Source organism: Cellulomonas humilata (genome assembly GCF_030814415.1).
Taxonomy (GTDB): Bacteria; Actinomycetota; Actinomycetes; order Actinomycetales; family Cellulomonadaceae; genus Cellulomonas; species Cellulomonas humilata_A.
In genome coordinates, this window is sequence record NZ_JAUSVB010000002.1 from 150134 (window position 1) to 175675 (window position 25542).

Sequence of the window (25542 nt, forward strand, 5' to 3'; positions counted from 1 at the left end):
GGCCGAGCGTCCGCTCGGCCGGGCCTGAGCACGTGGGTCAGCCGCGCGAGCAGGGTGCCCCGTTGAGCACGAAGTTCGTCGGTGCCGTGTTGGTGCCCGTGTGCGAGCCGTTGAGGCCGAGCTGGAACGAGCCGCCCGCCGGGATGGAGCTGTTCCACGCCGCGTTCTTCGCGGTGACGAACGACCCGCTCTGGGTGGTGACCGAGCTCCACGCCTGCGTCACGATCTGACCCGACGGCCACGTCCAGGTCAGGGTCCAGCCGTTGAGCGCCACGTTGGACTTCACCGTGATGTTCGCCGTGAACCCGGTGTTCCACTGGTTCACGGAGTACGCGACGCTGCAGGCGATCGCGGGCGTCGGGCTGGGCGGCGGGGTCGTGGGTGCCGGCGTGGTGGGTGCGGGAGTGGTCGGTGCCGGGGTCGTGGGTGCCGGTGTGGTCGGTGCCGGGGTCGTCGGCTGGGGGGTGGACGTCGAGTCCAGCCCGAAGAAGTGGATCGCGGCCGCCGCGTCGACGGGCAGGTTGTGGCCCACGTTCTGCAGGGTGATCGCCTCGACGGGCGCCCGGTCGCCGGTGGCGCCGTAGCGCGTCCGGACGAGCCCGCTCGCGGGGTAGTCGGTCGAGGCCGGGGTCGCGCTGACGCCCAGCACGTTGGTCCACTGCTTGATCGCCTCGCCGTGGTTCACGTAGCTGAGCGTGGTGTCCTGCGACCCGTGCCACAGCTGCACCCGCGGCCGTGCTCCGGTGTAGCCCGGGTACGCGGCGCGCGCGAGGTCACCCCACTGCTGCCCGGTCCGCACCAGCCGGCCGCCGGAGCAGTCGCTGTTCCAGGGTGCCTGCGAGCCGGTGCCCGGCGGGGGAGACGTCGTCGAGAAGCACGTGGCCGGGACGCCCGCGAACGCCGAGCCCGCGGCGAACACGTCCGGGTAGGTGGCCAGCAGGACCTGGGTCATCATGGCGCCCGACGACACCCCGGTGACGAACACACGGCTGGTGTCGGTGGTGTACCGCTGCTGCACGTACCTGACCATCGACACGATGCTCGTCGGGTCGCTCGCGCCGCCGTGGAGCAGCGCCTCCGCCGAGCTCACGTCGAAGCAGCTCCCGCTCCGGTTGGCCTGCGGGTAGATGACGATGTAGCCGTACCGCGTGGCCAGCTCGTCGAACTGGGCACCGTCGTACATCGCCTGCGCGGTGCCCGTGCAGTAGTGCACGGCGACGAGGACCGCGGGTCTGGCCGGCAGCGAGTCCGGCACGAACAGGCTCATCCCCAGCTGCCCGGGGTTGCTGCCGAAGCTGGGGACGCTGACCAGGGAGGCGGCCTGCGCGGCGGGGGCGGTGGTCAGCGCGGCGGCCGCGAGCCCGACGACGCCCAGGACGAGGGTGGTGGCGGCCGCGACGACGCGACGCAGGGACGATGTCATCCTCGGAGCGTGCCCGAGGGCGTCTCCGCAGGTCAGTCGGCGAAGCGTTTCAGCGGAAGACGATCGTGCGGTGCCCGTCGAGCAGCACTCGGTGCTCCGCGTGCCAGCGCACCGCCCGGGCCAGCGCGCGGCGCTCGACGTCCTGCCCGAGCGCGACCAGGTCCTCGACGTGCCGGCTGTGGTCGACGCGCTCGACGTCCTGCTCGATGATCGGCCCCTCGTCGAGGTCGCCCGTCACGTAGTGCGCGGTGGCGCCGATGAGCTTGACGCCGCGGTCGTGCGCCTGCGCGTACGGGCGGGCGCCCTTGAACGACGGCAGGAACGAGTGGTGGATGTTGATGACCCGGCCGGCCAGCGCGCGGCACAGGTCGTCGGACAGGATCTGCATGTAGCGCGCCAGCACCACGAGCTCGACGTCCAGCTCCTCGACCAGCTCCAGCAGCCGAGCCTCGGCCTGCGCCTTGGTGGCCGACGTCACCGGCACGTGGTGGAACGGGATGTCGTAGAACTCGGCCAGCGGAGCCAGCGCGGTGTGGTTGGACACCACGGCGACCAGCTCGATCGGCAGGTTCTCGGAGCGCTGCCGGAACGCGAGGTCGTTCAGGCAGTGCGCGGCGGTCGAGCCCATGACGAGCGTCCGCACCGGACGGCCCACCACGTCGAGCGACCAGTCCATCTCGAAGCGTCGGGCCACGGGCCCGATCGCCGCCTCCAGCTCGTCACGCGGCGTCGACGCGGTGACCTGCACCCGCATGAAGAACAGGCCCGACAACGGGTCCCCGAACTGCTGCGACTCGGTGATGTTCCCCCCGTGCTCCGCCAGCAGCCCGGCGACCGCGTGCACGATCCCGGGGCGGTCGGGGCAGGAGAGGGTGAGGACCCAGTGGGTGGCGGGCGATGAGTCGGAGGACACGAGGTCCGAGAGTAGTGGTCGTGCGGATCGGCTGACACGATGGGCCGCATGACGCAGCCCGACCTCGACATCCGCTCGGTGACCCTCGACGACGCCGGTGAGCTGCTGACGCTGCGCCGCGCCGCGTTCGTGACCGAGGCGCAGCAGTACGGCGACCCGCACATCCCGCCCCTGACGCAGACGCTCGAGGAGCTCCAGGAGGACCTGCAGCGCGACGGTGTCATCACGCTCGGCGGCTGGTACGGCCACCGTCTGGTCGGCTCGATCAGGATGCTCATCGAAGGCCCGAAGGCCACGCTCGGCCGGTTCGCGGTCGCCCCCGACCTGCAGGGCCAGGGGTTCGGGACGCAGCTGCTCATGGCGATCCTGCCGCACCTGCCCGAGGGCATCGAGGAGGTCTGGGTGTTCACCGGCCGCGACTCGGTCCACAACCTCGCGCTGTACGCGAAGCACGGCTACGAGCACCAGCACGACCAGACCGCCGGCGACCTGACGTACGCGTACCTGCGCAAGATCCTGGGGGACGGCGAGCCGACCGAGTGACGGCGCCGGACCCCGGCCTCAGTCCCGGCGACGGGGGCGCAGCGCCTCGAACAGGCGCCGCTTGGCACGGATGAGGCGCAGCTCCTTGGCCGAGACGACCGTGCGGATGCCGTCCGGGTCGAGGTCGGGTGCCGCGACGACCAGACCGTCGGGGGCAGCGCTCCGCACGGCGGCGCGCTGCTCGGCGGAGACGTCCCGCGGCAGCCGCTCGAGCAGCGCGTAGAACTCGAGCTCGTCCGGGCTCGTCGCCAGGATCCGCGTCACGACGAAGTCGACGACCCCCAGCCGGGCGAGCTCGGCTACCTGCTCGGCGAACACGTCGGGCGTGAACATCCAGACGTGCGCGTCGACGTACTCGCCGTGCGCCCGCCGCTCGAGCAGGTCGGCGACGACGTCCGGTCCGTGCACCCGGTCGTCGTCCGTCGGCACCCGACCGGCCCAGAGCGCTGCCGCGGGGACCGAGACGACGGACCGGAAGTGGTCGTACACGGCGCGCAGGGAGGGTCGGACGTCGCCGTTCTCGTGCGCGTCGAGGATCTGGCCGACCGTGGTCTGCGGGCGGCGGGCGTCGAACGTGTAGCGCCGGTCGGGCACCGCCAGCACGAGGGCGCCGCCGTCCTCCAGCAGGGCTGCGACGTCCGAGAGCCACCCGATCAGGTCCGGCACGTGCTCGATGACGTGCGAGGCGAGGACCCATCGGTACGGTGCGTCGCGCGCGGCCACGTCGCGCAGGCTGCGCTGCACGCCGTCGGCGTCGTGCAGGGGGAAGTCGATGTCGGGGATGTCCTCGCCCACCACGTCGGGGTCGGCCAGGTACCGGGACCGCAGGACGTCCGCGGAGAAGATGTCCGCGTAGCGCACGTCGCACGCGGACCTCAGCGCGATCGGGCGGCTCAGCGGCCCGATCTCCAGCCCGCGACCGTCTCCCAGCCGACCGAGCTCGGTCAGCAGCGCACGTCGCTCGTCCTGGTTCCGCACGTCCCTCCCCAGATCGGTGGGCCCCGCTTGATCCGGACGGTATCGCCCGGTGCCACGTCGTGCGTGCAGGCGGTACGGACCGGCGATTCATTGCTAGTCTGTGCCGGTCGCGACTGGCGCAGCAGGTGGGTCACCACCGGGGAGCGACGCAGCAGCAGACCAACGGGTCGGACGCCTGGGCCCCCGGTCACCACACACGAGTGTGCGGGTGCCGGACGCGCGCGTACACGCTGACTGCCGACAGGAGTGCTTCATGAGCGCCGACCAGATCCCCCTGATGGATCAGAACATCTCCCAGCTGGACCCCGAGATCGCCGCCGTCCTCGACGGTGAGCTCGCCCGCCAGCAGGGCACGCTCGAGATGATCGCGAGCGAGAACTTCGTGCCGCGCGCGGTCCTGCAGGCGCAGGGCTCCGTGCTCACCAACAAGTACGCCGAGGGCTACCCTGGCCGCCGCTACTACGGCGGCTGCGAGCAGGTCGACATCGCGGAGACCATCGCGATCAACCGCGCCAAGGAGCTGTTCGGCGCCGAGCACGCCAACGTCCAGCCCCACTCGGGCGCCACGGCCAACGCTGCCGTGCTGCACGCCCTGATCAACGCGGGCGACAAGATCCTCGGCCTCGAGCTGGCCCACGGCGGCCACCTCACGCACGGCATGAAGATCAACTTCTCGGGCAAGCTCTACCAGGTCGGCGCCTACGGCGTGGACCCCGAGACGTTCCTGGTGGACATGAACGTCGTCCGCGAGAAGGCGCTCGAGCAGCGTCCCGACGTCATCATCGGCGGCTGGTCCGCGTACCCGCGCCAGCTCGACTTCGCGGCGTTCCGGTCGATCGCCGACGAGGTCGGTGCCAAGCTCTGGGTCGACATGGCGCACTTCGCCGGCCTGGTGGCCGCGGGCCTGCACCCCAGCCCCGTGCCGCACTCGGACGTCGTGTCCTCCACCGTGCACAAGACGATCGGCGGCCCGCGCTCCGGCTTCATCCTGAGCCGCGAGGAGTACGCCAAGAAGATCGACTCGGCCGTGTTCCCGGGTCAGCAGGGCGGCCCGCTCATGCACGTGATCGCCGCCAAGGCCGTCGCGTTCAAGGTGGCCGCCACCGAGGAGTTCAAGGACCGCCAGCAGCGCACGCTCGACGGCGCCCGCCTCATCGCCGAGCGCCTGTCCGCGCCGGACGTGGCCGCGGCCGGTGTCTCCGTCCTCACGGGCGGCACCGACGTGCACCTGGTCCTGGTGGACCTGCGGCACTCCGACCTCGACGGCCAGCAGGCCGAGGACCTCCTGCACACCGCCGGCATCACCGTGAACCGCAACGCGGTGCCGTTCGACCCGCGCCCCCCGCGCGTCACCTCCGGCCTGCGCATCGGCACGCCGGCGCTGGCCACCCGCGGCTTCGGCGACGTCGAGTTCACCGAGGTGGCGGACATCATCGCGACCGCGCTGATCAACGGTGCCGCGACGGACGTCGCGGCCCTCAAGGCCCGGGTGCTCAAGCTCACCGACGGCTTCCCCCTGTACCCCGACCTGCAGCAGTACTGATGACGGCGCGGATCCTCGACGGGACCGCCACGGCGGCCCGGATCAAGGCCGAGCTGACCGAACGGGTCGTCGCGCTCGCAGCCCGGGGCGTCCGCCCCGGGCTGGGGACGCTGCTCGTCGGAGACGACCCCGGCTCGCGCTGGTACGTCGCCGGCAAGCACAAGGACTGCGCCGAGGTGGGCATCGCCTCGATCCGTGAGGACCTGCCGGCCACAGCCACGCAGGACGAGATCGAGGCTGCCGTGCGGCGGCTCAACGAGGACCCGGAGTGCACGGGGTTCATCGTGCAGCTGCCGCTGCCGAAGGGCATCGACGCCAACCGGGTGCTCGAGCTGGTCGACCCCGACAAGGACGCCGACGGGCTGCACCCGACCAACCTGGGGCGCCTGGTCCTGCGGGTCAACGAGCCGGTGACCTCGCCGTTGCCGTGCACCCCGCGGGGCATCATCGACCTGCTGCTGCGGCACGACATCGACCTGCGCGGTGCGGACGTCGTGATCGTCGGCCGCGGGGTGACCGTCGGGCGCTCGATCGGGCTCCTGCTCACCCGCCGCGAGATCAACGCGACCGTGACGCTCACGCACACGGGCACCGAGGACCTCGCGGAGCACACCCGGAACGCCGACGTGGTCATCGCGGCCGCGGGCGTGCCGGGGATCATCACGGCGGACATCATCAAGCCGGGCGCGGTCGTCATCGACGTCGGCGTCTCGCGGTCCACCGACCCGGAGACCGGCAAGAGCCGCGTCGTCGGTGACGTGGACCCCGGAGTGCGCGAGGTCGCCTCGTGGGTGTCGCCCAACCCGGGCGGCGTCGGGCCGATGACCCGCGCGATGCTGCTGAGCAACGTGGTGGACACCGCCGAGCGTCTCCTGGGCTGAGAACCTCCTCGACCGGGGCCAGGCTGTCCTTGTGACGGCCGGCCCCGGTCGTCGGAGAGGAGCCCGTCATGGGCATCGTCCGTCCGCACCTGTGGTTCGACGACCAGGCCGCGTCGGCCGCGCGTTTCTACGCTTCGGTGATCCCGAACACCGTCATCCACTCCGTCACGACCGCGCCACCGGGCACCCCGGGCGTCGCCGAGGGCTCCGAGTTCATCGTCGAGCTCACGATCGACGGCATGCGGGTCACGTTCCTCAACGCCGGCCCCGTGTTCACCCTCGACGAGGCGTTCTCGTTCGTCCTCGACTGCGCCGACCAGGCGGAGGTCGACCACTACTGGGAGACCTTGACCGCCGACGGCGGCCGGCCGAGCCAGTGCGGCTGGCTCGTCGACAAGTTCGGCGTCTCCTGGCAGGTGGTCCCCGTCCAGCTCGACGACGTGATGTCGCGCCCCGACACCGACGGGGTCGCGCGCGCCATGGCGGCGATGCTGACGATGGGCAAGCTCGACATCGCTGCTCTCGAGGCGGCGTACGCGGGGGAGTGACGGCGCTGTCGGCGGGATCGGGTTGGATGGTCCGGTGCTGACCATCGCGAGCGTGAACGTCAACGGGATCCGGGCCGCCTACAAGCGAGGGATGGGGACCTGGCTGGAGGCCCGGAAGCCGGACGTGATCCTGCTGCAGGAGGTGCGCGCAACCGACGAGATCCTGGCGGACCACCTGCCGGCCGGCGAGTGGCACCTCGCGCACGAGGCGAGCGAGTCCAAAGGGCGGGCGGGTGTCGCGATCGCGAGCAGGCTGCCGATGACGGCCGTGCGGATCGGTCTGAAGACCGGCGTGACCGGTGACTCCGGGCGCTGGGTGGAGGCCGACCTGGAGCTCCCCGCGCACGAGGGCGCACCGGCGCGGAGCATCACCGTGGTGTCCACCTACCTGCACTCCGGCACGCTCGGCACGCCGTCGATGGACGAGAAGTACGCGTTCCTGGACCACGTCACCGGGCGGCTGGCCGACATCGCGGAGCAGGGTGGCTACGCGGCCGTCGCCGGGGACGTGAACATCGCGCACCGCGAGGCGGACATCAGGAACTGGAAGGGCAACCTCAAGTCGGCCGGGTTCCTCCCGCGCGAGCGCGCCTACCTCGACCGCTGGTTCGACGACCTGGGCTGGCACGACCTCGGTCGTGAGCTCGGTGGCGAGGGACCGGGACCGTTCACGTGGTGGTCGTGGCGCGGGAAGGCGTTCGACAACGACGCCGGCTGGCGCATCGACTACCAGCTGGCCACGCCCGACCTCGCGGACGCTGCCGTGAGCGCGACCGTGGACCGGGCCGCCACCTACGCGGAGCGGTTCTCCGACCATGCCCCCGTGGTGGTGGAGTACGACCTCTGACACCGGACGTCGTCGCGACGGAGCGGTTGACTCGCTCCGCGCGGACGACGCGCGGCCACCACGCGCCTCGTTACGGTGGTCGGATGACTCCGGCCCCCGCCCCGTGGAGCGGGCCGCCGTGGGGGCGCGGTCGGTGGGGCTGGGTGGCCGTGCCCGCCGCGTTCCTCGGGCTCGTCACGGTCCTCGGAGCCGCGGGGGCGGGCTGGTGGCACCCGCAGGCGCGGGCGTTCGACGCGCTCGCGGTGCTCCTGCTGCTGCTCGCGCCCGCTGCGATCGTGCTGGTCGTGCGAGGAGGTCGTGCTGCCGTCGTCGGGACGGTGCTCGCGGTCGTCGGGCCCACGACGTTCGTCGCGCTCGGGTACGAGCCGGGGCCGGCGTTCGTGCCGCTCGGGTTCGTGGTCGTCGCGCTCGGCGTCACCCGGCAGCGCGTCCTCTCGCTGGCCGCGGGGACGGCGGGCGCGCTCGCCGTCACGGTCCTCGCGATCGGTCCGGACACCCCGACGCTGGTGTACGCGACGGTCACGGTCGCGGGCCTCGCGGTCGCGATGCTGCTGGGGGAGGGTGCACGCGGGCGGGCCGAGCGCATGCAGGCGCTGCGCGCGGCGCGCGCGTCCCGGCAGGAGTCGGCGGTCGCCGCCGAGCGCCTGCGCATCGCGCGCGAGCTCCACGACGTGCTCGCGCACTCGCTGTCCGGCATCACGGTGCAGGCGGGCGTCGGTCTGCACCTCATGGACCGCGAGCCCGAGGCGGCTCGACGCGCGCTCACCGAGATCCGCGAGGCGAGTCGCGACGCCCTCGACGAGGTGCGCGAGGTGCTGGGCGTGCTGCGGGCGGACGGCGAGGCGCCGCGGGAACCCGCCGGTGCTCCCGGTCCGCGCAGCGTGACCGAGCTCCTGGTCCGCGCGCGCGCCGACGGCCTCACCGTCGACGACGAGGGGGTCGCCGAGGCGGCGACGCAGGTGCCCGACCCTCTCGCCGGCGTCGTGCACCGCACGCTGCAGGAGGCGCTGACGAACGTGCGCCGGCACGCGCCGGGTGCGTCTGTGCAGGTCAGGCTCACGGTGAACGACCGGATCGTGCTCGAGGTGGTCGACGACGGCCCGGGCGCCGCCGAGGTCGTCGACGGCTACGGCCTGCGCGGCATGCGCGAGCGTGCCCAGTCCGTCGGCGGGACGCTCGTCGCCGCATCCGGGCCGACGGGGTTCCAGGTCCGGCTCGAGCTCCCGCGAGGTGACCGGTGATCCGCGTCCTGCTCGCCGACGACCAGGCGCTGGTCCGCGGCGGGTTCCGTGCGCTCTTGGACGCCGAGCCCGACCTGACGGTCCTCGGGGAGGCGTCGACCGGGGACGAGGCCGTGCGGCTGGCCCTCGAGCTGCTGCCGGACGTCGTGCTGATGGACATCCGGATGCCGGGGACCGATGGCCTGGCCGCGACCCGGCGGATCGTCGCCGAACCGCGTGCGGCGGGGGTGCGGGTGGTCGTCGTGACCACGTTCGAGCTCGACGAGTACGTCACCGAGGCCATCCGCGGAGGTGCGTCGGGGTTCCTGGTGAAGGACACCGAGCCGGCGGACCTGCTGCGCGCCGTGCGTGTCGTCGCTGCCGGTGACGCCCTGCTCTCGCCGACCGTGACGCGACGGCTGCTGGCCACCGTCGCCCGCGCGACGCGCGAGGTCACCGAGGCCCCGGCCCTCGCGGACCTCACCCCGCGCGAGCGCGAGGTGCTCGTCCTCGTCGCCGAGGGGTTGTCGAACGACGAGATCGGCGAGCGCCTGTTCCTCAGCCCGCTGACGGTCAAGACCCACGTGCTGCGCGCGGCGACCAAGCTCGGTGCGCGCGACCGTGCACAGATGGTCGTGGTCGCCTACGAGTCCGGCGTGGTGCGACCCGGCTGGGCCGGCTGACTCCCTGCGGAGCACGTCGGACGCTCCGCACGGACGACGACGCGGGCGGCTGCTGCGGGCGACGGTGGTGGTCCGGTCGAACGTCGACCGGCTCGCGACCGAAGGACGATCATGCTCACCACCCTCGTGTCCCACCCCGTCGGCTACGGCTGGGGATGGGGTCCCGGACCCTGGTTCCTGCTCGTGCCGCTGTTCTGGTTCGGGCTCATCGCGCTCTTCTTCGCGATCGGGAGCCGCCGCCGGCGCCGCTACTGGGGCGGCTGGGACGGCCCTCGCGACGGCGGCAGCGCTCGTGGCGTGCTGGCCGAGCGGTACGCCCGCGGTGAGATCGACGAGACCGAGTACCGCGCGCGCCTCGAGGTGCTGCTGGCGTCGGACGCCCCTCGCGGCTGATCAGTCCTGCTCGAGGGCGTGCGCGTCCACCAGTGCCTCCAGTTGCTCGCGGTGGGCGTCGACGAACTCCTGCTCCATGACGTGCTGCGCCGCGAGCATGGAGGTCTGGTAGTCGGTCTCCAGCTGGCACGTGAGGTCGGCGACCGCAGTGGCGATCTCCTGCTCGTCCGACTCCGGCGTGATCTCACGGGACGCCGCGCCGTCCGCGTCGGGTGGACCGTAGAGGCTCTGCTGCGCGTCGTCGGGCGTGGCCACGTCGTAGCCGGCGTCCGCCATGCACGCCGACCACTCCGTGGCCGCCTCAGTCATCCGGGCGTCCTCGAGCATCTCGAAGATCCAGGCCTCGAACGCGGCGTGCAGGTCGGCGAACGCCGGGTCCTCCTGCCAGTTGCTGTCCCGGTACACGGCGACCCGGGCGTCCTCGGCGCACCCGGTGGGGACGTCAGGGTCGCTCATGTCCAGCATCGCCCGCTCGTACTCCTTCCGCGCACCCGCGGAGAGCGACTCCAGGTACTCCTTGTTCTTGCGGTCCGACGCGGAGAGCTCCGGCTCCGGCACGGTGCTGGTCCCGCCGTAGCCGTACTGCTGGGCGTACTCGAGGGTGTACTGCTCCCACTCGTCCCACTCGTCCAGCTCGCGCGGCCAGTACTCGAACCCCTCGTCGGCCATGCAGGCGGCGATGACGTCCTCGGACTGCCGGTGCAGCTCGGCCTTGTTCGTCTCCGAGTCGGCGTTGACCTGCTCCAGGTAGCTCCACAACGGTCCGGGCGGCGCGGGGGTGCGGACGGGGGTCCGCGTGGTGGGGTGCGCGGACGGCTCGGCGGCGTCCGGTGTCGTGCCGGCCGACGGCGAGCAGGCCCCGACGAGCATCGCGAGGGTCGCGGCGACGACCACGGCAAGGAGGCGGTGCGCCATGCGGTGTCTCCCCGGGGCGTCGGCGGACTGGGGTGCCGACCGAAAACTAGCGGCTGCCAGGGGCGCTTGTCCGGCGATCAGGCGTCGAGAACGGGGCGCCCGGCAGGTCGCGCATCCCGATCAGGGGCGACAGGACGACGGGGAGCGCGGCGAGCGCCATGAAGCCGACGGACACCCAGAGGGTCGGCAGCACGCCGAGGTGGGTGCCCAGCCAGCCGCCGAGCAGGCCGCCGATCGGCATCGAGCCCCACACGATGAACCGCACGGAGGCGTTCATGCGGCCGAGCAGCGGGGGAGGGCAGACGCGCTGCCGGAAGCTCACCTGGGCCACGTTGTAGACGATGACGGAGAAGCCGAACGCCGCTCCGCCGGTGATCAGCAGCGGGACCGCCGGGATGACGCTGGTGGCGGCCAGCGGGACCAGCGCGGCTGCGGGAGCGGACACGAGCGCGGAGAGCGGGATGATCCGGCCCTCGCCGATCCACTGCGCGAGCCGGCCGGCGACCACGGCCCCGAGCAGGCCACCGATCGCCGATGCGGACACGATCGCACCGTAGGCGGCGGTGCCCAGGTCGAGGGTCCGCAGCACGTAGATGACCAGGACCGCCGTGCTGACCGCGTTCCCGAAGTTGGCCAGCGAGGTGCACGCGACGATCCGTCGCAGGTACGGCTCGTGCACCACGAACCGCAGGCCCTCGGCGATCTCCGTGCGGAGCGGGCGCCGGGTGTCCGGGTGCGGTGGTGTCTCGCGCTGTCGGATGCGGCCGACGGCGAACGCCGAGATCAGGTACGTGACCACGGTGATCGCGATGAGCGCCGGCGCGGCGATGACCCGCAGCAGCAGCCCGCCGAGGGCCGGCGCCGCGACCTGGGCCACCGACGCGGTCGCCTGCAGCTTGGAGTTGCCCTCGACCAGGTGGTCGAGACCGACGAGGCCGGGGATGTAGCTCTGGTGGGAGACGTCGAAGAAGACGGTGGCGACGCTGACCACGAGTGCGGCCGCGATCAGCAGGGGGATCGTCGCGTGACCCGTCGCTGCGGTCACGACGACGGCGCCGAGGACCGCGGCGCGGACCAGGTCCGCAACGATGAGCACGCGGCGCTTGCGCATCCGGTCCACCCAGGCGCCCGCCGGCAGGCCGATGACGAGGAACGCGGCGTACTCGGCGGCCGTGAGCACGCCCATCTCCCACTCGGTCGCGGCGAGCTGCTGGACCGCGAGGATGGGCAGGGCGAGCGCGGTGAGCTGGGCGCCGAGCTGGCCGAACGCGTCACCCGTCCAGAGCCGGCGGAAGTCCGGGTGGTGGATCAGCGACCGGCGGGTCGTGGTGTCGGGGATGCTCACGCGGCCCAGCATCGGCAACTGATTGGGAAATGTCAATCACTGTGCGAGGATCGGGGTCATGACGCAGCCTGCCTCCGACGACACCGTCGACACGGTCGACGTCGACGCCGACGCGCGTGCCCTGGCGAGCACCCTGCGCCTCCGCATCCTGCGGCTGTGCCTCGACGACGCGCTCACCAACCGGGAGATCGCCGAGCGGCTGGGCCGCAACCCGGCGACCGTCCTGCACCACGTCCGCACGCTCGTCGACCGCGGCTTCCTGGTCGCGCAACCCACCCGACGCGGTACCCGCGGAGCCCGCGAGGTGCCGTACCGGTCGACGGGCAAGTCGTGGCGGACCCCCGGTACGACGGGCATGAGCCGGATCCTCATCGACACGTTCCTGGAGGAGGTCGCGCTCGTCGACCCGCAGGACGTCGTCACCACGCGTCTCGGCGTGCGACTCGACGCCGCCGGGCTCGAGGAGCTGGCGACGCGGATCGGAGTCGTGCTCGGCGAGTTCGCCGACCGTCCGCCCACCGCGGACGGCACGCCGTACTCCGTGTTCTTCGCCCTGCACGAGGACGTGACGCGTCAGACGCCCCCGCGCAGCGCCGCGATGGGCTCGATGGACGCCGCCTTGAGCGACGGGTAGAGCCCCGCGAGCAGACCGATCACGCCGCCCGCCAACGCCGCGACGCCGACCATGCGCAGATCGAGGATGGGCGTCCACACCTGGGCGGCGCTGACACCGACGACGACGGCGACGCCGAGCGCGGCCCCGAGCATCCCGCCGAGCAGGCCGACCACCACCGACTCGACCATGAACTGCGCGCCGATGTCCCGCCGGGTCGCGCCGAGCGCCCGGCGCAGCCCGATCTCGCCGACGCGCTCCAGCACGGACAGCAGGGTCACGTTCGCGATCCCGACGCCACCGATCAGCAGCGCCACGCCGCCGAGCGCCAGGAAGATCGTGTTCACGTCGGCCTGCACGCTCTGCCGCACCTGGGACGTCGCCGGCGGGGTCTGCACGTCGATGGTCTCGGGGGCGTTGGGGCTCAGTGCGGTCGGCAGCTGGCTGCCCACCACCGGTCCGGCGCCGACCGCGAGGTGCAGGTGCAGCTCGTCGGGTGCCGCCAGCGCGAAGTCCGCCCGGGCGGTCCCCTCGGGAATGAGCACCGCCGACAGCACGTCCGCCCGCCGCTGCACGTCGTCCACGATGCCGATGACCTGGTAGGCGCGGTCGCCGATGAAGATCGACGGCTGCCGGTCGACCCGCACGACACCGAGGCGCTCGGCGGCGTCGACACCGAGCACGACGACGCGGTCGGCGCGGGCGTCGTGCCCCGCGTCGAAGTAGCGGCCCTGCACGATGCGTCCGCGGACCGCCTCGAGCGCGCCCGGGGACGTCGCGACGACGTCCGGCGCCACCGTGCGGGCGGCGGACGGGTCGTGCACCGGGACCGCCGTGATCTCCGCGTCGCCGACGTCCACCGTCGAGAAGGTCCCGGCGGCCTCGACGCCCGCGAGCCGCTCGGCGCGGGCCGGTGCGTCCCAGGGGAGCGACCCGAGCGCGCGCTGCGAGCCGTCCCAGCCGTTGCTGGTCTCCGGCTTGGCCACGGCCTGGGTCGCGGCGACGGCGTCGAACTGCTTGTTGATCTGCCCCGACGCGGTCTGCGCCAGCCCGATGGTCACCACCACCGAGGCGATGCCGAGCACGGTGCCCAGGATGGTGAGCAGCAGCCGCCCGGGCCGTGCACCGATCCCCGCCGCGGCCTCGGCGAGCAGGTCACGCAGCCCGAACCGGTCGGACCGCGCCACGCGCTCGGTCACCGCGGTCATGCGATCTCCCGCAGGTACCCGTCGGCGATCCGGACCCGGCGCTGCGCGCGCGCCGACACCTCGTCGTCGTGCGTGATGACCAGCAGCGTCAGCCCGCCCGCGTGCAGCTCGTCGAACAGGTCGAGCACGCTGGCCGAGCTCTCCGAGTCGAGGTTGCCCGTCGGCTCGTCGGCCAGCAGCACGCGAGGCTGCGCGACGACGGCGCGCGCGACCGCCGCGCGCTGGCGCTCGCCGCCCGACAGCACGGTGGGGACGAAGTCGACGCGGTGGCTCAGCCCGACGCGGTCCAGCGCCGCCAGCGCACGGTCGCGCCGCTCCGCGCGAGGAACACCGCTGTACAGCGTGGCGAGCAGGACGTTCTCCAGCACCGTCCGGTGCGGCATCAGGTGGAACGCCTGGAACACGAAGCCGATGTGGCCCGCGCGCAGCGCCGCCCGCTCGCGCTCTCCGGCGCCGGCCGTGGGGATGCCGTCGAGCAGGTACTCGCCGTCGGTCGGCTTGTCCAGCAGGCCCAGCAGGTTCAGCAGCGTGGACTTGCCCGAGCCGGACGGTCCGACGACCGAGAAGTAGTCGCCCGACCCCACCGCGAGGTCGGCCGGGTGCAGCGCGTGGACCGGCGGGTCGCCCGGGAACTGCCGCGCGGCCCCCCGGAGCTCGAGCACGGGAGGGGGCGGCTCGACGCGCTCGGGGGCGTCGAGCAGGTCGAGGACGGTCACTCGTCCGCCTCGGTGTCGGCCGTCGGCTCGTCGTCCGTGCTCGTCACGCCGACGACCACCAGGTCGCCCGCCGTGAGCGGCGTCTCGGAACCCACGATCTCGACGTACCCGTCCGCGGCGAGGCCGGTGGTCACCGTGACCAGCGAGCTGGCCTTCCCGCCGCTCCCGGCCAGCTCGACCCGGGACTCCCCGCCGGGACCGGCGGTCAGCGCGGCCAGCGGCACGGCGAGCACCTCACCCTCCGTGGAGCTGACCGGCACCCGGACGCGGACGTTGGTGTTCTGGAGCGCGAGGACCTGCTCCTGCGTGAGGTTGCCCAGCGTGAAGATCACGGTCCGGCGGTCGCCCTTGGGTTCCGTCGGCTCCTTCGGCTCCTCGCCCTCCGTCTGCCCGTCGGGCGGTGCGGGCGTCGCCGTCGAGTCCTTGACGACGGCGACGGTGACGGGCAGCTCCTGGTCGTCGAGCGTGATCGACCCCACCGTGCCGACCGTGAGCAGCTCGGCGTCCGCCCGCGTCGCGCTGCCGGTGATCTGGATGGTGGCCCCGGACACGCTCATGAACTCGCCGGTGATGGTCCCGCCGCGGGTCGCCTTCACGACGTCCACGCGACGGGGGAGCGACGGGACGAACACGATCTCGCTGGCCGGGAGCGGGGTCAGCGTCGCGGCCTGCGCCTCGGCCTGGTCCTCGCGTGCCGACGTCAGCTGCGACTGCGCCGACGCGACGGCGGCACGCTGCGCGCCCGTGTCCGCGGGGTTGCCCGCCTCGGCCCGCGCCGCCCGCGCCTGGGCCAGCGCACCCTGCGCCTCGAGCACCGCGATGGGGCTGCAGGGCGACTCCTCGGTGGGGGCGGCGCAGCGCGCCTGCTCCTGGGCGAGGGTCGCCTCCGCGACCGTGACCGACGTGTCCAGGCCGATGATCACCGACTGCAACGGGCCGGCGGCCGCGCCGGCCAGCTCCCGCTGGGCGGCGCTGAGTGCGTCCTGCGCCGACCGGACGCCGTCACGAGCCGCTGCGGCGGCGTCCTGGAGCTCCTCACCGGCGGACGGCGGCTCGTACCCGACCCGCTGGTAGAGCGCGCGGACCCCCGCGGCGGTCGCCGCGTCGTAGGCGTCGCTGTCCGGGCTGCCCGCGTCGATGCCGAGGGCTGCGAGCGCGGCCTTGAGCTGGCGGACGTCGGGCCCGGAGACGCCGGCCCGCAGCGACCGGTAGGTGGGCAGGTCGCCCGGCAGCACGATCACCGGCCGGCCGACGATCTCGAGCGCCACCGACGCCGGGCCGATCTCCGCACCGACCACCGGCACCTGGCCGGTGACCACGGCCGGGCCGCCGAGGTCCCCGGTCTCGACCCGCAGGGCGACCGGGTCGTCGTACCCGATGTCGCCACGGATGACGAGCTCGTTCGCGACGACGCGGCTCTCCACGGGGACGGTGATCGGGCCGGCCGTCGGGGGCGCGGCGTCGGCCGCCGCGCTGCCTGGCGACACGATCAGCCTGCTCAGGAGGACCCCCGCGCCGAGGCAGACGACGGCGACGACCGCCATCACGACGATGGTCCGCCGCCCTCCGGTGACCTGCGTGCTCATTGCTCTCCTCCTGGGACCTCGGACGTGCCGGCGTGCTCGGGCCGTCTGCCGACGGCACCCGCACGGCTCACTTGGACGCCTGCGCCGCCTTCTCGACCATGGCGTCGAGCTCGTCCTTGTGCGCGTCGATGAAGTCCTGCTCGATGGCGAACTGCGCCTCGAGCGCCGCCCGACCGGACCCGGTGCTGTCCTGGCACGTGCGGTCGGCGACGGCCGTCGAGATCTCCTGCTCGCGGATCTCCGCCAGCGCGGCCTCGTCCTGCGTCCCGGTCTCCTCGTCGTAGGGGATCTCGTTGGTCAGGTTGTAGATGCTGTCCTGCGCCTCCTGCGGGTTGGCGAAGTCGTAGCCCGCGTCGGCCATGCACTCCGCCCACTTCGCGTACGCCTGCGTGGTCCGCTCGTCGGTCTGCGCGTCCTGCCACAGCTCGTTCATCGCGTCCGTGAGGTCCTTGAACTCCGGGTCGTCCCAGACCTGGCCGGCCTCGTACACCTCGTGCTGGGCCTTGCCCTGGCAGCCGGCGGTCGTCCAGTCGTACTCCTGCGCCTGCGCCTCGGCCGCCTCCTCGTCGGTCGGATCCCCAGACATCGTCGGCGGACCGTAGAGGGCCTCGTAGAACGCCGCCTGCTCGGTCTCGCTCATCGTCGCGACGTAGTCGGCGTTCGGGTCCACCCACTCCTCGCCGTCGCCCTGGTTCATCGGCATGTCCTGCGACGTCGTCGCGCCGTACCCGTACTGCTCCGCGAACTCGAGCGAGTCCCACGCGGGCATGCCGTCGTCGCTGTCGTCGAAGCTCTTGCTCATCCCCGACGTGTCCTGCGGCGTGTACTCGAAGCCCTCGTCCTGCATGCAGGCCGCCACGATCTCCTCGGAGCGGACCATCTGGGCGTCCATCTCCGCCTCGTCCTGCGACCCGCCCAGCTTCTCCCAGTACGCCGAGAGCGGGCTGTCCTCGTACGTCAGCGTCGCGTCGTCCGACGGGCCGCCGCCGGAGGAGCAACCAGCCAGGAGTGTCAGGGCGACGGCCCCCGTGGCGATCGCGGCGGTGATCGGCGTGGTTCTCATCGTGGCGGGCCCTTTCGGCGGGGGAGTCACAGGTGTTCTCACTGAGGTCGACCAGGACGATATCGGGCCAGATCGGGGCAAAAGATCAACCCTGAGGGTGATCTGGCGACCGCACCGGGATGACGCCGGGCGGCCGCCCTCCGCGGCCGCCCGGCGCCCCTGCGTGCGGTCCTGCAGGTCCCGAGCGTAGGGAGGCGTCTCCCGGCGAACATCCACCGCAGGGTGCACAACCTTTTCGGGACGTCATACGTCAGTACCGGATCTCAGTACCGGATGGCATCGATGACCTTGACCCGGACGGCGAACGTCGCGGGGATCAGTCCCGCCAGGGCGCCGACCGCCACGGCGGCGGCCATCCCGACCAGGGCGGCGCTGAACGGGAACGGTGGCATGTCCTGGATCCCCCCGCCGAACACGCGCTCGACCGGGATGTTCTTGATGATCGCGACGGCCAGCACGACGCCGACGAGCCCGGCCACGACGGTCGCCACCACCGACTCCAGCAGCACCCCGAAGAACACGCGTCCCGACGTCGCACCGAACGACCGTCGGATGCCGATCTCCCGGATCCGGTAGCGCACGGTCACCAGGGCGATGTTGACCAGGCCGAGCCCGCCGAGCAGCAGCGCGAACCCGCCGATCCCGATGCCGACCCACCTGGTGGCCCGGTCGAGCCCGCCGCTGTCGTACTGGTTGTCGACGATGTCCACCTGCCAGCCCGGCGCCGCTGCCTGCAGGTCCCGCGCGATGGTCTCGCGGATCGCCTCCGACCGGTCGGCCGGCACCCAGAGGAGGATCGCCGGCATCTGCGCCTGCATCGGGCTCGCCGCGCCCGGCCCCGAGCCGCCGGACTGCACCCCGGAACCGTCCGGACCGATCCACCGGTGGAGCTGCTCGTACAGGACGTAGGCCTGCGGCTCGGCGCCCGGCCAGTCGTCGTGCACGACGCCGACGACGGACGCGGTGACCGGCGCCCGGTCGCCCAGCTCGACGGTCGGGTGCGACGACAGGTCGACGAGCCCGTACGCGTGGAGGAACGCCTCGTTGACGACGAGGGTCGGTGCCAGTGCCTCGGTGTCCGCGTCCGTGAACCAGCGGCCGTGCTCGGGCGCGATGCGGTTGATGACGCCCAGGTCCGCGTCGACCGCTCGCAGCTGCGTCTGACGGGTGCCGTCCGGGAACCGCACCACGGCCTGCGTCCACTCGTCGCGGCTCGCATAGGTGATGTCGTAGCGCTCGAGCACGCGAGCGAACGCGTCGTCCCACCCGGCCGGCTGCACGGCGTCGGCGTCGCGCGGCCACGCGTTGACGTTGAGCGTGACGCTGCGGCCCGACTGACGCTCAGCCTGCTCTTTGAACGACTGGTTGAGCATGGACACCAGCGCGGTGACCCCGGTGATCGCGGCGACCGCGCAGGCCACGCCGATGAGCGCGAGCAGGACGCGGAGCTTGTGGATCCGCAGCTCGCCCCACGCCTCGACGATCGCGCCGACGACGCCGGTCATGCGGGCACCCCGGCGTCGGGCAGGCGCCGCTCGGTGTGCGACGACCGGTCGGCGACGAGGGGCACGTCGCCCACCCACTCGGACGTCGTGTCCAGGCTGATCGGCACCAGGACCCCCTCCGCCAGCCGGTACTGGCGCTCCGCGCGGGCGGCGACCGCGAGGTCGTGCGTGATGGTCACCAGGGCGGCTCCGGTCTGCGAGGCGATCTCGTCGAGCAGGTCCATGACCTCGCTGCCGGTCTCGACGTCCAGGGCGCCGGTCGGCTCGTCGGCCAGGATCACGCGGGGTCCGCGCACCAGCGCCCTGGCGATGGCGACGCGCTGCTGCTCACCGCCCGAGAGCTTGTCGGGCATGGTGTCCACCCGGTCGCCGAGGCCGACACGTTCGAGCATCTCCGCGGCCAGCCGGGTGCGGGACCAGAACTGCCGGCCGCGCGCGTAGAGCAGGGGAGCGGACACGTTCTCCAGGGCCGTGCGGCCGGGCAGCAGGTTGAACTGCTGGAACACGAAGCCGAAGTCCCGGCCGCGTCGCCTGGTGCGGGCACCGTTCGAGAGCTTGCCGATGGGCACACCCTCCAGCAGGTACTGGCCGGAGGTCGGTGCGTCGAGGAGGCCGAGGATGTTGAGCAGCGTCGACTTGCCGGTGCCGGACCGGCCGACGATCGCGACGTGCTCGCCGGCGTCGACCGCGACGGTCACGCCCTGCAGGATGTGCAGCAGCCGCTCGTCGGGCAGCCGGACCGAGCGCGTGACGTCGGTGAGCTCGAGGAGGCTCATCCTTCGCAGACCATCGGGTCGAAGTCGACGCTGCAGTCGACCTGCTTGCCCGTGCCGCCCGGCACGGGGATGAACTCCAGGACCGTGTCGCCGGCCGCGAGGCCCTCGGTGACCTGCACGTTCTTCCCGTCGGTCAGCCCGAGGACCACCGCACGCTTCTCGTTGCTGCCGTCGGCGGCCACGACCCAGACGTTTCCCGCCTGCACGGTGCCCTGCACCGCGGTGATCGGCACCACGACGGCGTCGGCGGCCGTGCCGTTGGTGATCTCGACCGTGGCGCCGAGCCCTGGGAACGCGGTGATCCCCGCGGGGATGGCGCAGGTCACGGTGCCCGACGAGCTCGTGGTGGTGCCGTCGGAGACGCTGTCGGTGCCGGTGGTCGGCGCTGCGCCGACCCGCAGCCCGGTGCAGTCGAACGGTGCCGGACCTCCCGTGAGCGTGACGCTGGCCAGCGTCGGTGCGCCGACGAGCCGGTACTGCTTGTCGGGGGTGAGGGTGCCGGTGACCGAGAGCGTGCCGGGGGCGACCTTGCCGACCTCGTCGCCGACGGAGACCACCTGGTCCTTCAGGGTGGGCAGTGACAGCGTGCCGGCGACGGGCGCGGTGACGGTCGCGAGCGTGACCTTGGGCTTGCGCTCCGTGCTGGTCTGCTCGCCAGTCTCCGGATCGGTGGTCACGATCGGGTCCTGCGGGGTCTCCTGCCGGATCTCGAGGATCGGCGTCCCGGCGGCGACCGCGGCGCCGTCGGCGGCCAACAGCTTGGAGACCGTGCCGGCCAGCGTGGCTCGCACGACGACGGCCGGGTCCGCGGTCACCGACGCCTGGACCGTGACCGCGTTGGTCACGGTCGCGGTGGCCACCTCGACGGTGGGCTCGACGATGGCGCCGGTGGGGTGCAGCGACGTGTCGACGGTGCTGACGTCGGCCCCGGCGAACGCGATCTTCACCAGGGCGGCCGCGATGACGGCCCAGAGGATCAGGCGGATGGTCGGGAAGATGATCCTGCGGGTGACCCCCACGGTCGGGCTCCTCTGGCGTGGTTGGGACGGCTGCGACGGAACGTACCGACAGCGCCGTGACCAGGGGATCCGTCGTGAGGATGACGTGGTCGGCGGGGCGGTCCCGTTACCGTGCGCCAGACACTACTGTGCGACGCGCACTAGCGGTCAAGCACCGACGCGCGTGTCGGAGCAGGACGAGGTCGTGCGTCCGACGCGAGATCGCGGGTTCGCACCCCCGGTCTCGTGCCGAACCCACGATCTCCTTGTCCGCGGACTCCGCGGGTCGGCTCGCCGTCGCCGTGCGGAGCCGGCGACCGGTCAGGCGGCCGGACCCGCTGCCGTCGCCACCAGGAACGCCGGAGCCCGCAGACCCTGCTCCGCGAACGCGTCGGCGACCGTCTGCGCCACCCGGTCCACCTCGTCGGCGGCGACCAGGGCGATCGCCGACCCGCCGAACCCGCCGCCCGTCATCCGCGCTCCGACGGCACCGGCCGCGCGGGCCGTGTCGACCACCAGGTCCAGCTCCCGGCACGACACCTCGTAGTCGTCGCGGAGCGAGGCGTGGGACGCGTTCATCAGCGTCCCGACGAGCCCGACCTCCCCGGCGTCGAGCAGCGCGACGAACCAGGTCACGCGGTCGATCTCGTTGACCACGTGCCGGACGCGGCGCACCTGGACCTCGTCGTCGAGCTTGTCCAGGGCCCACTCCAGCCCGCGGGGGTCGTCGGAGACCTCGCGCAGCGTCCCGACGCCCAGCCGTGCGGCCGCCGCCTCGCAGGACGCCCGGCGGGCGGCGTACTGCCCGTCGACGAGTGCGTGCTCGGCGCGGGTGTCGACCACCAGCAGCGCCAGGTCGTGCGCCGCGAGGTCGAACGGGACGTGCCGGACGGAGCCGTCGAGGCAGTCGAGCAGGAGGGCGTGACCGTCCTGCGACCGCAGCGACGCCGCCTGGTCCATGCCGCCCGTGGGCGCGCCGGCGATCTCGTTCTCGGCGCGCACGCACAGCGCCGCGAGGGTGGCGCGGCCCTCGTCGGAGGCCGCGAGGCCCAGCGCGAACACCGCGTCGAGCGCGACCGCGGTGGACGCCTCGAGCGCGGCGGACGACGACAGCCCGGCTCCGTACGGCACGCACGAGTCGATCGCGACGTCGAACCCGGAGACGGCGTGGCCGGCCTGCCGCAGAGCCCAGGCCACCCCCACGACGTACCCGACCCAGCCGTCCACCGTGCCGGGCGCCACGTCGGCGAGGTCGACGGTCCGCAGCCCGGCGGGCTCCTGCGCGCTCACGAGCCGCACGATGTCGTCGTCGCGACGCCGCAGTGCCGCGTACGTGCGGTGGGGGAGCGCGATGGGCAGGCAGAGGCCTCCGTTGTAGTCGGTGTGCTCACCGATGAGGTTCACGCGACCCGGTGCCGACCAGGTGCCCTCCGGCTCGGCCTCGAACCGGCCCGCGAACAGGGCGCGGACGCGGTCGGCGCCCTCCTGCGGGGTCCAGACGTCCAGCCAGGTCACGTCGGCGGTCATGCCAGCTCCTGCAGTCGGGTCGCGATGCGCTCGGGGGTGGTGTCGCTGATCCAGGCGCCCATGCCGGACTCGACACCGGCGAGGTACTTGAGCTTGCCCGGCGCGCGCAGCACCGAGAACAGCTGCAGGTGCAGGCGGGACACGTCACGGCCCTCGCGGGTCGGCGCCTGGTGCCAGCCGGAGATGTACGGCAGGGGGATGAGTTCGCCGTCGGGGCCGACGAAGAACCGGTCCAGCCGCTGCAGCAGCGCCAGGTAGACGGTCGACAGGTCGTCGCGCTCCGCGTCGGTGAGCGCCGGCAGGTCGGGCACGTCGCGCCGTGGGACCAGGTGCACCTCGACGGGCCAGCGCGCCGCGAACGGCACGTAGGCCACCCAGTGCTCCGACTCCACGACGATCCGCTCCCCGTGCGCCAGCTCGGCGTCCAGCACGTCCCGGCCCAGCAGTCGCCCGGTCCGCTCGTGGTGGGCGCGGGCCTGCGCGAGCATCGCGGTCGTCCTCGGCGTGACGTACGGGAACGCGTAGATCTGCCCGTGCGGGTGGTGCAGCGTGACGCCGATCTCCTTGCCGCGGTTCTCGAACACGAACACCTGCTCGATGCCGGGCAGCGCGCTCAGGGCCTCCGTCCGCTGCGTCCAGGCCTCGACGATCGTCCGCATGCGGCGCGGGGTCACCGTGCTCAGCGACGCGGTCGAGTCGGACGAGAAGCAGATGACCTCGCAGCGGCCCGCGGCGGGGCGCACGGTCCAGAGCGGCTCGCCGTCGCGCTGCACCGGAGCGTCCGGGATCCCCGGGATCGCCAGCAGCGACGGGAAGCGGTTCTCGAAGACGACGACGTCGTAGTCCTCGGCCGGGATCTCGCCGTCCTGGTACACCGCGCCGGGCTTGGCGGGGGCCAGCGGGTTGGCGTCGGCCGGCGGCAGGAACGTGCGGTTCATCCGGTGGGCGGCCATCGGGATCCACTCGCCCGTGAGCGGGTCGCGGCGCAGCTCCGGGCCGGTGACCGGCTGCGGCACCCCGTCCGCGTCGGGCACCGGTGCGAACCTGTCCACGAGCGGGCGTGCGTCCGTCAGGGTGCGGGTCGCGCCTCCCGAGACGTACGGCTCGGAGTCGTCGAAGTAGATCAGCTCGCGGCCGTCGGCCAGCGTGGTCGGGGTCATGCGGACGGTCGGGGTCACGGTCACGTGGCGGCTCCGGGGGTGGTGACCAGGCGGAGGTCCGCGCCGGTCAGGTGTCGTCGTGCGTCGGCGGGCAGGGCGTCGTCGGTGAGCAGGGTGTCGATGTCGTCGAGGGGGGCGATGCGGGCCAGGCCCACGACCCCCCACTTCGTGTGGTCGGCGAGCACGGTGGTCGCGGCGGCGCACGCCATGAGCGCGCGGTCGGTGGCGGCCTCGGCGAGGTTGGGCGTGGTCAGGCCGCTGGCGTCGAGACCGTGCACGCCGAGGTAGGTGCGGTCGACGCGCAGGCTCGCGAGCGTGGCGTCCGCGACCGGGCCGACGAGCGCGTCGGACGGGGTGCGGACCCCGCCCGTGAGGATCACCTCGACACCGGCCGCGCCGTGCAGGGCGTCGGCGATGCGCAGGCCGTTGGTGACGACCGTGAGGTCCGGGATGCCGGCACCGGCCAGCAGCTCCGCCAGCAGGTACGTGGTCGTCCCCGCGGACAGCGCGATGGCCTGTCCGGGCTCGACGGTGGCCAGCGCGGCGCGGGCGATCGCCGCCTTCTCCGGACCGGCCCAGGAGCGCTTGGCGTCGAAGCCCGGCTCGTCGGTGGGCCTCCCGAGGGCGTCCGGGGCCACGGCGCCGCCGTGCACGCGACGGACCAGTCCCGCGCGCGCGAGCTCGGCAATGTCACGCCGGACGGTCATGTCCGAGACGTCGAGGCTCTCCACCAGGTCGGCGACGCGCGCGGCCCCGTCGGCGCGGACGGCGGCCAGGATCCGCTCCTGTCGCTGAGAGGCAAGCATCCGAACACTCTCGCACGCAATCCAACAAACTTCAACACGAGGGTTGCGAGACGTCCGCACTCCCGCGGGCTCCAGCACGCGGGAGTGCGGACGTCCGCGGATTCGGTCGCTGTGGCGCTCGATCGTGCGGACGTCGTGGGTGGGGACGCGCTGCGTCCGCGGATTCGGTCGCTGGGGCGCTCGATCGTGCGGACGTTGCGTCAGCGACCTGCGGGGGTCAGACCCAGCGAGCGGCCCGCCAGGCCGCGGCGGCGGGAGGCCAGCGAGCGAGCGACGGCCTGCAGCGCCTGAGCGGCGGGGGAGTCCGGGGCGCTGAGCACCACCGGGGTGCCCGCGTCGCCGGACTCGCGCAGGCGCACGTCGAGCGGCACCTGTCCGAGCAGCGGCACGTCGCCACCGGTGATCCGCGAGAGGTTGTCGGCGACGATCTGCCCGCCACCGGAACCGAACAGGGCGAGCCGCGATCCGTCGGGCTGCTCGAGCCACGCCATGTTCTCCACGACACCGACCACGTGCTGCCGGGTCTGCACGGCGACGGACCCCGCCCGCTCGGCGACCTCCGCGGCGGCGAGCTGCGGGGTGGTGACCACCACGATCTCGGAGCTCGGCAGCAGCTGCGCCACGGAGATGGCGATGTCCCCGGTGCCGGGGGGCAGGTCGAGCAGGAGCACGTCGAGGTCGCCCCAGAACACGTCCGCGAGGAACTGCTGCAGCGCGCGGTGCAGCATCGGACCGCGCCACACGACCGGCTGCCCGGGCGGGACGAACATGCCGATCGAGACGACCAGCACGCCGAACGCCTCAGGCGGCAGCAGCATGTCGTCGACCCGCGTCGGCTGCCGCGTCACCCCGAGCATGCGGGGGATCGAGAATCCGTAGATGTCCGCGTCGACGACGCCGACCTTCAGCCCGTCGGCGGCCATCGCGACCGCCAGGTTGGCCGTGACTGAGGACTTGCCGACGCCGCCCTTGCCCGACGCGATCGCGAACACCTTGGTCAGCGAGCCCGGCTGCGAGAACGGGATGACCGGCTCGGCGTCGGTGCCCCGCAGGAGCGTCCGCAGTGCCGCCCGCTGCTCGGCCGACATCACACCGAACACGACGGAGACGTCGTCGATCCCCTCGACGCCGGCCGCCGCCGCGCTGACGTCGCGGGTCAGCGTGTCCTTCAGCGGGCAGCCGGGGGTGGTCAGGTCGATGCCGACCGTCGCGCGGGAGCCGGTGACCTCGACGGAGCGGACCATGCCGAGGTCGGTGATCGGCCGCTTGATCTCCGGGTCGAGGACGTGCGTCAGCGCCTCGCGGATGGCATCGAGCAGGGGGTCGGTGGGGTCCGGCATGGGCCCATCGTA

At 72.9% G+C, this 25542-nt stretch carries 25 protein-coding genes and 1 riboswitch; of the genes, 9 read left to right on the top strand and 16 right to left on the bottom strand.

Annotated elements, in window-relative coordinates:
* Positions 1–37: 37 nt before the first annotated feature.
* Positions 38–1423 (bottom strand): extracellular catalytic domain type 1 short-chain-length polyhydroxyalkanoate depolymerase, encoded by a 1386-nt coding sequence (locus tag J2X26_RS06870; protein ID WP_307490930.1) that lies wholly within the window; start codon positions 1421–1423, stop codon positions 38–40.
* A gap of 49 nt (positions 1424–1472) precedes the next feature.
* A complete protein-coding gene (gene purU, locus J2X26_RS06875) occupies positions 1473–2336 on the bottom strand; it encodes a formyltetrahydrofolate deformylase (protein ID WP_307490932.1) in 864 nt (287 codons plus the stop codon).
* Positions 2337–2384: 48 nt separating this feature from the next.
* Between purU and J2X26_RS06880 the strand changes: the two genes are divergently transcribed.
* A complete protein-coding gene (locus tag J2X26_RS06880; RefSeq protein ID WP_307490934.1) occupies positions 2385–2879 on the top strand; it encodes a GNAT family N-acetyltransferase in 495 nt (164 codons plus the stop codon).
* Positions 2880–2897: 18 nt separating this feature from the next.
* On the opposite strand, the gene J2X26_RS06885 is transcribed toward J2X26_RS06880, so the two are convergent.
* Positions 2898–3857 (bottom strand): methyltransferase domain-containing protein, encoded by a 960-nt coding sequence (locus tag J2X26_RS06885; RefSeq protein ID WP_307490935.1) that lies wholly within the window; start codon positions 3855–3857, stop codon positions 2898–2900.
* A 99-nt stretch (positions 3858–3956) separates the two neighbouring features.
* Positions 3957–4045, top strand: a riboswitch (ZMP/ZTP riboswitch).
* Between the two features lie 65 nt (positions 4046–4110).
* Between J2X26_RS06885 and glyA the strand changes: the two genes are divergently transcribed.
* The 7 genes from glyA to J2X26_RS06920 all read left to right on the top strand — a co-directional run bounded on the left by glyA (position 4111) and on the right by J2X26_RS06920 (position 9972).
* Positions 4111–5400: a serine hydroxymethyltransferase gene (gene glyA / locus J2X26_RS06890; RefSeq protein WP_307490936.1), complete on the top strand. Its 1290-nt coding sequence runs from the start codon at positions 4111–4113 to the stop codon at positions 5398–5400.
* Entirely contained in the window at positions 5400–6281 is an 882-nt protein-coding gene (locus J2X26_RS06895) for a bifunctional methylenetetrahydrofolate dehydrogenase/methenyltetrahydrofolate cyclohydrolase (RefSeq protein WP_307490937.1), read from the top strand. The genes glyA and J2X26_RS06895 overlap by 1 nt, the downstream gene beginning before the upstream one ends.
* A 68-nt stretch (positions 6282–6349) precedes the next feature.
* Positions 6350–6829, top strand: coding sequence for a VOC family protein (locus J2X26_RS06900; RefSeq protein ID WP_307490940.1), 480 nt, complete (start codon positions 6350–6352; stop codon positions 6827–6829).
* A gap of 34 nt (positions 6830–6863) precedes the next feature.
* Positions 6864–7676 (top strand): exodeoxyribonuclease III, encoded by an 813-nt coding sequence (locus J2X26_RS06905; RefSeq protein ID WP_307490942.1) that lies wholly within the window; start codon positions 6864–6866, stop codon positions 7674–7676.
* Between the two features lie 83 nt (positions 7677–7759).
* A complete protein-coding gene (locus J2X26_RS06910; RefSeq protein ID WP_307490943.1) occupies positions 7760–8917 on the top strand; it encodes a sensor histidine kinase in 1158 nt (385 codons plus the stop codon).
* Entirely contained in the window at positions 8914–9579 is a 666-nt protein-coding gene (locus tag J2X26_RS06915) for a response regulator (protein WP_307490944.1), read from the top strand. Before J2X26_RS06910 ends, J2X26_RS06915 begins: the two co-directional genes overlap by 4 nt.
* Before the next feature lie 111 nt (positions 9580–9690).
* Complete coding sequence (locus J2X26_RS06920) at positions 9691–9972, top strand: SHOCT domain-containing protein (RefSeq protein ID WP_307490945.1); 282 nt, start codon at positions 9691–9693, stop codon at positions 9970–9972.
* On the opposite strand, the gene J2X26_RS06925 is transcribed toward J2X26_RS06920, so the two are convergent.
* Both J2X26_RS06925 and J2X26_RS06930 read right to left on the bottom strand, forming a co-directional pair.
* The gene (locus J2X26_RS06925) at positions 9973–10887 is read right to left on the bottom strand and encodes a hypothetical protein (protein WP_307490946.1); all 915 of its coding nucleotides are present in this window, start codon (positions 10885–10887) and stop codon (positions 9973–9975) included.
* 46 nt (positions 10888–10933) lie between these two features.
* Positions 10934–12232 carry an MFS transporter gene (locus J2X26_RS06930; protein WP_307490948.1) on the bottom strand — a complete coding sequence of 433 codons (1299 nt, stop codon included), beginning with the start codon at positions 12230–12232 and terminating at the stop codon, positions 10934–10936.
* Between the two features lie 58 nt (positions 12233–12290).
* On the opposite strand from J2X26_RS06930, the gene J2X26_RS06935 reads away from it, so the two are divergent.
* The gene (locus tag J2X26_RS06935) at positions 12291–12866 is read left to right on the top strand and encodes a winged helix-turn-helix transcriptional regulator (protein WP_307490950.1); all 576 of its coding nucleotides are present in this window, start codon (positions 12291–12293) and stop codon (positions 12864–12866) included.
* Here the strand turns inward: J2X26_RS06935 and J2X26_RS06940 are convergent.
* The 11 genes from J2X26_RS06940 to J2X26_RS06990 form a co-directional block, all read right to left on the bottom strand.
* Entirely contained in the window at positions 12806–14053 is a 1248-nt protein-coding gene (locus J2X26_RS06940) for an ABC transporter permease (RefSeq protein ID WP_307490952.1), read from the bottom strand. The two genes, J2X26_RS06935 and J2X26_RS06940, sit on opposite strands and share 61 nt — an antisense overlap.
* Positions 14050–14769, bottom strand: a complete 720-nt coding sequence (locus J2X26_RS06945) for an ABC transporter ATP-binding protein (RefSeq protein WP_307490954.1) — start codon at positions 14767–14769, stop codon at positions 14050–14052. The genes J2X26_RS06940 and J2X26_RS06945 overlap by 4 nt, the downstream gene beginning before the upstream one ends.
* Positions 14766–16355 carry a hypothetical protein gene (locus J2X26_RS06950; RefSeq protein WP_307490956.1) on the bottom strand — a complete coding sequence of 530 codons (1590 nt, stop codon included), beginning with the start codon at positions 16353–16355 and terminating at the stop codon, positions 14766–14768. Before J2X26_RS06950 ends, J2X26_RS06945 begins: the two co-directional genes overlap by 4 nt.
* A gap of 67 nt (positions 16356–16422) precedes the next feature.
* On the bottom strand, positions 16423–17418 hold the full coding sequence (locus tag J2X26_RS06955; protein ID WP_307490957.1) for a hypothetical protein: 996 nt from the start codon (positions 17416–17418) through the stop codon (positions 16423–16425).
* 263 nt (positions 17419–17681) lie between these two features.
* Positions 17682–18923 carry an ABC transporter permease gene (locus J2X26_RS06960; RefSeq protein ID WP_307490958.1) on the bottom strand — a complete coding sequence of 414 codons (1242 nt, stop codon included), beginning with the start codon at positions 18921–18923 and terminating at the stop codon, positions 17682–17684.
* Positions 18920–19699, bottom strand: a complete 780-nt coding sequence (locus J2X26_RS06965) for an ABC transporter ATP-binding protein (RefSeq protein ID WP_307490959.1) — start codon at positions 19697–19699, stop codon at positions 18920–18922. The genes J2X26_RS06960 and J2X26_RS06965 overlap by 4 nt, the downstream gene beginning before the upstream one ends.
* Positions 19696–20718 carry a secretion protein HlyD gene (locus J2X26_RS06970; RefSeq protein ID WP_307490961.1) on the bottom strand — a complete coding sequence of 341 codons (1023 nt, stop codon included), beginning with the start codon at positions 20716–20718 and terminating at the stop codon, positions 19696–19698. The genes J2X26_RS06965 and J2X26_RS06970 overlap by 4 nt, the downstream gene beginning before the upstream one ends.
* A 300-nt stretch (positions 20719–21018) precedes the next feature.
* On the bottom strand, positions 21019–22224 hold the full coding sequence (gene galK / locus J2X26_RS06975; protein WP_307490963.1) for a galactokinase: 1206 nt from the start codon (positions 22222–22224) through the stop codon (positions 21019–21021).
* Positions 22221–23384 carry a galactose-1-phosphate uridylyltransferase gene (gene galT / locus J2X26_RS06980; protein ID WP_307492220.1) on the bottom strand — a complete coding sequence of 388 codons (1164 nt, stop codon included), beginning with the start codon at positions 23382–23384 and terminating at the stop codon, positions 22221–22223. Before galT ends, galK begins: the two co-directional genes overlap by 4 nt.
* A gap of 20 nt (positions 23385–23404) precedes the next feature.
* Positions 23405–24190: a DeoR/GlpR family DNA-binding transcription regulator gene (locus tag J2X26_RS06985; protein ID WP_307490965.1), complete on the bottom strand. Its 786-nt coding sequence runs from the start codon at positions 24188–24190 to the stop codon at positions 23405–23407.
* A gap of 200 nt (positions 24191–24390) precedes the next feature.
* Positions 24391–25530, bottom strand: a complete 1140-nt coding sequence (locus J2X26_RS06990) for an Mrp/NBP35 family ATP-binding protein (protein ID WP_307490966.1) — start codon at positions 25528–25530, stop codon at positions 24391–24393.
* Positions 25531–25542 lie beyond the last annotated feature (12 nt).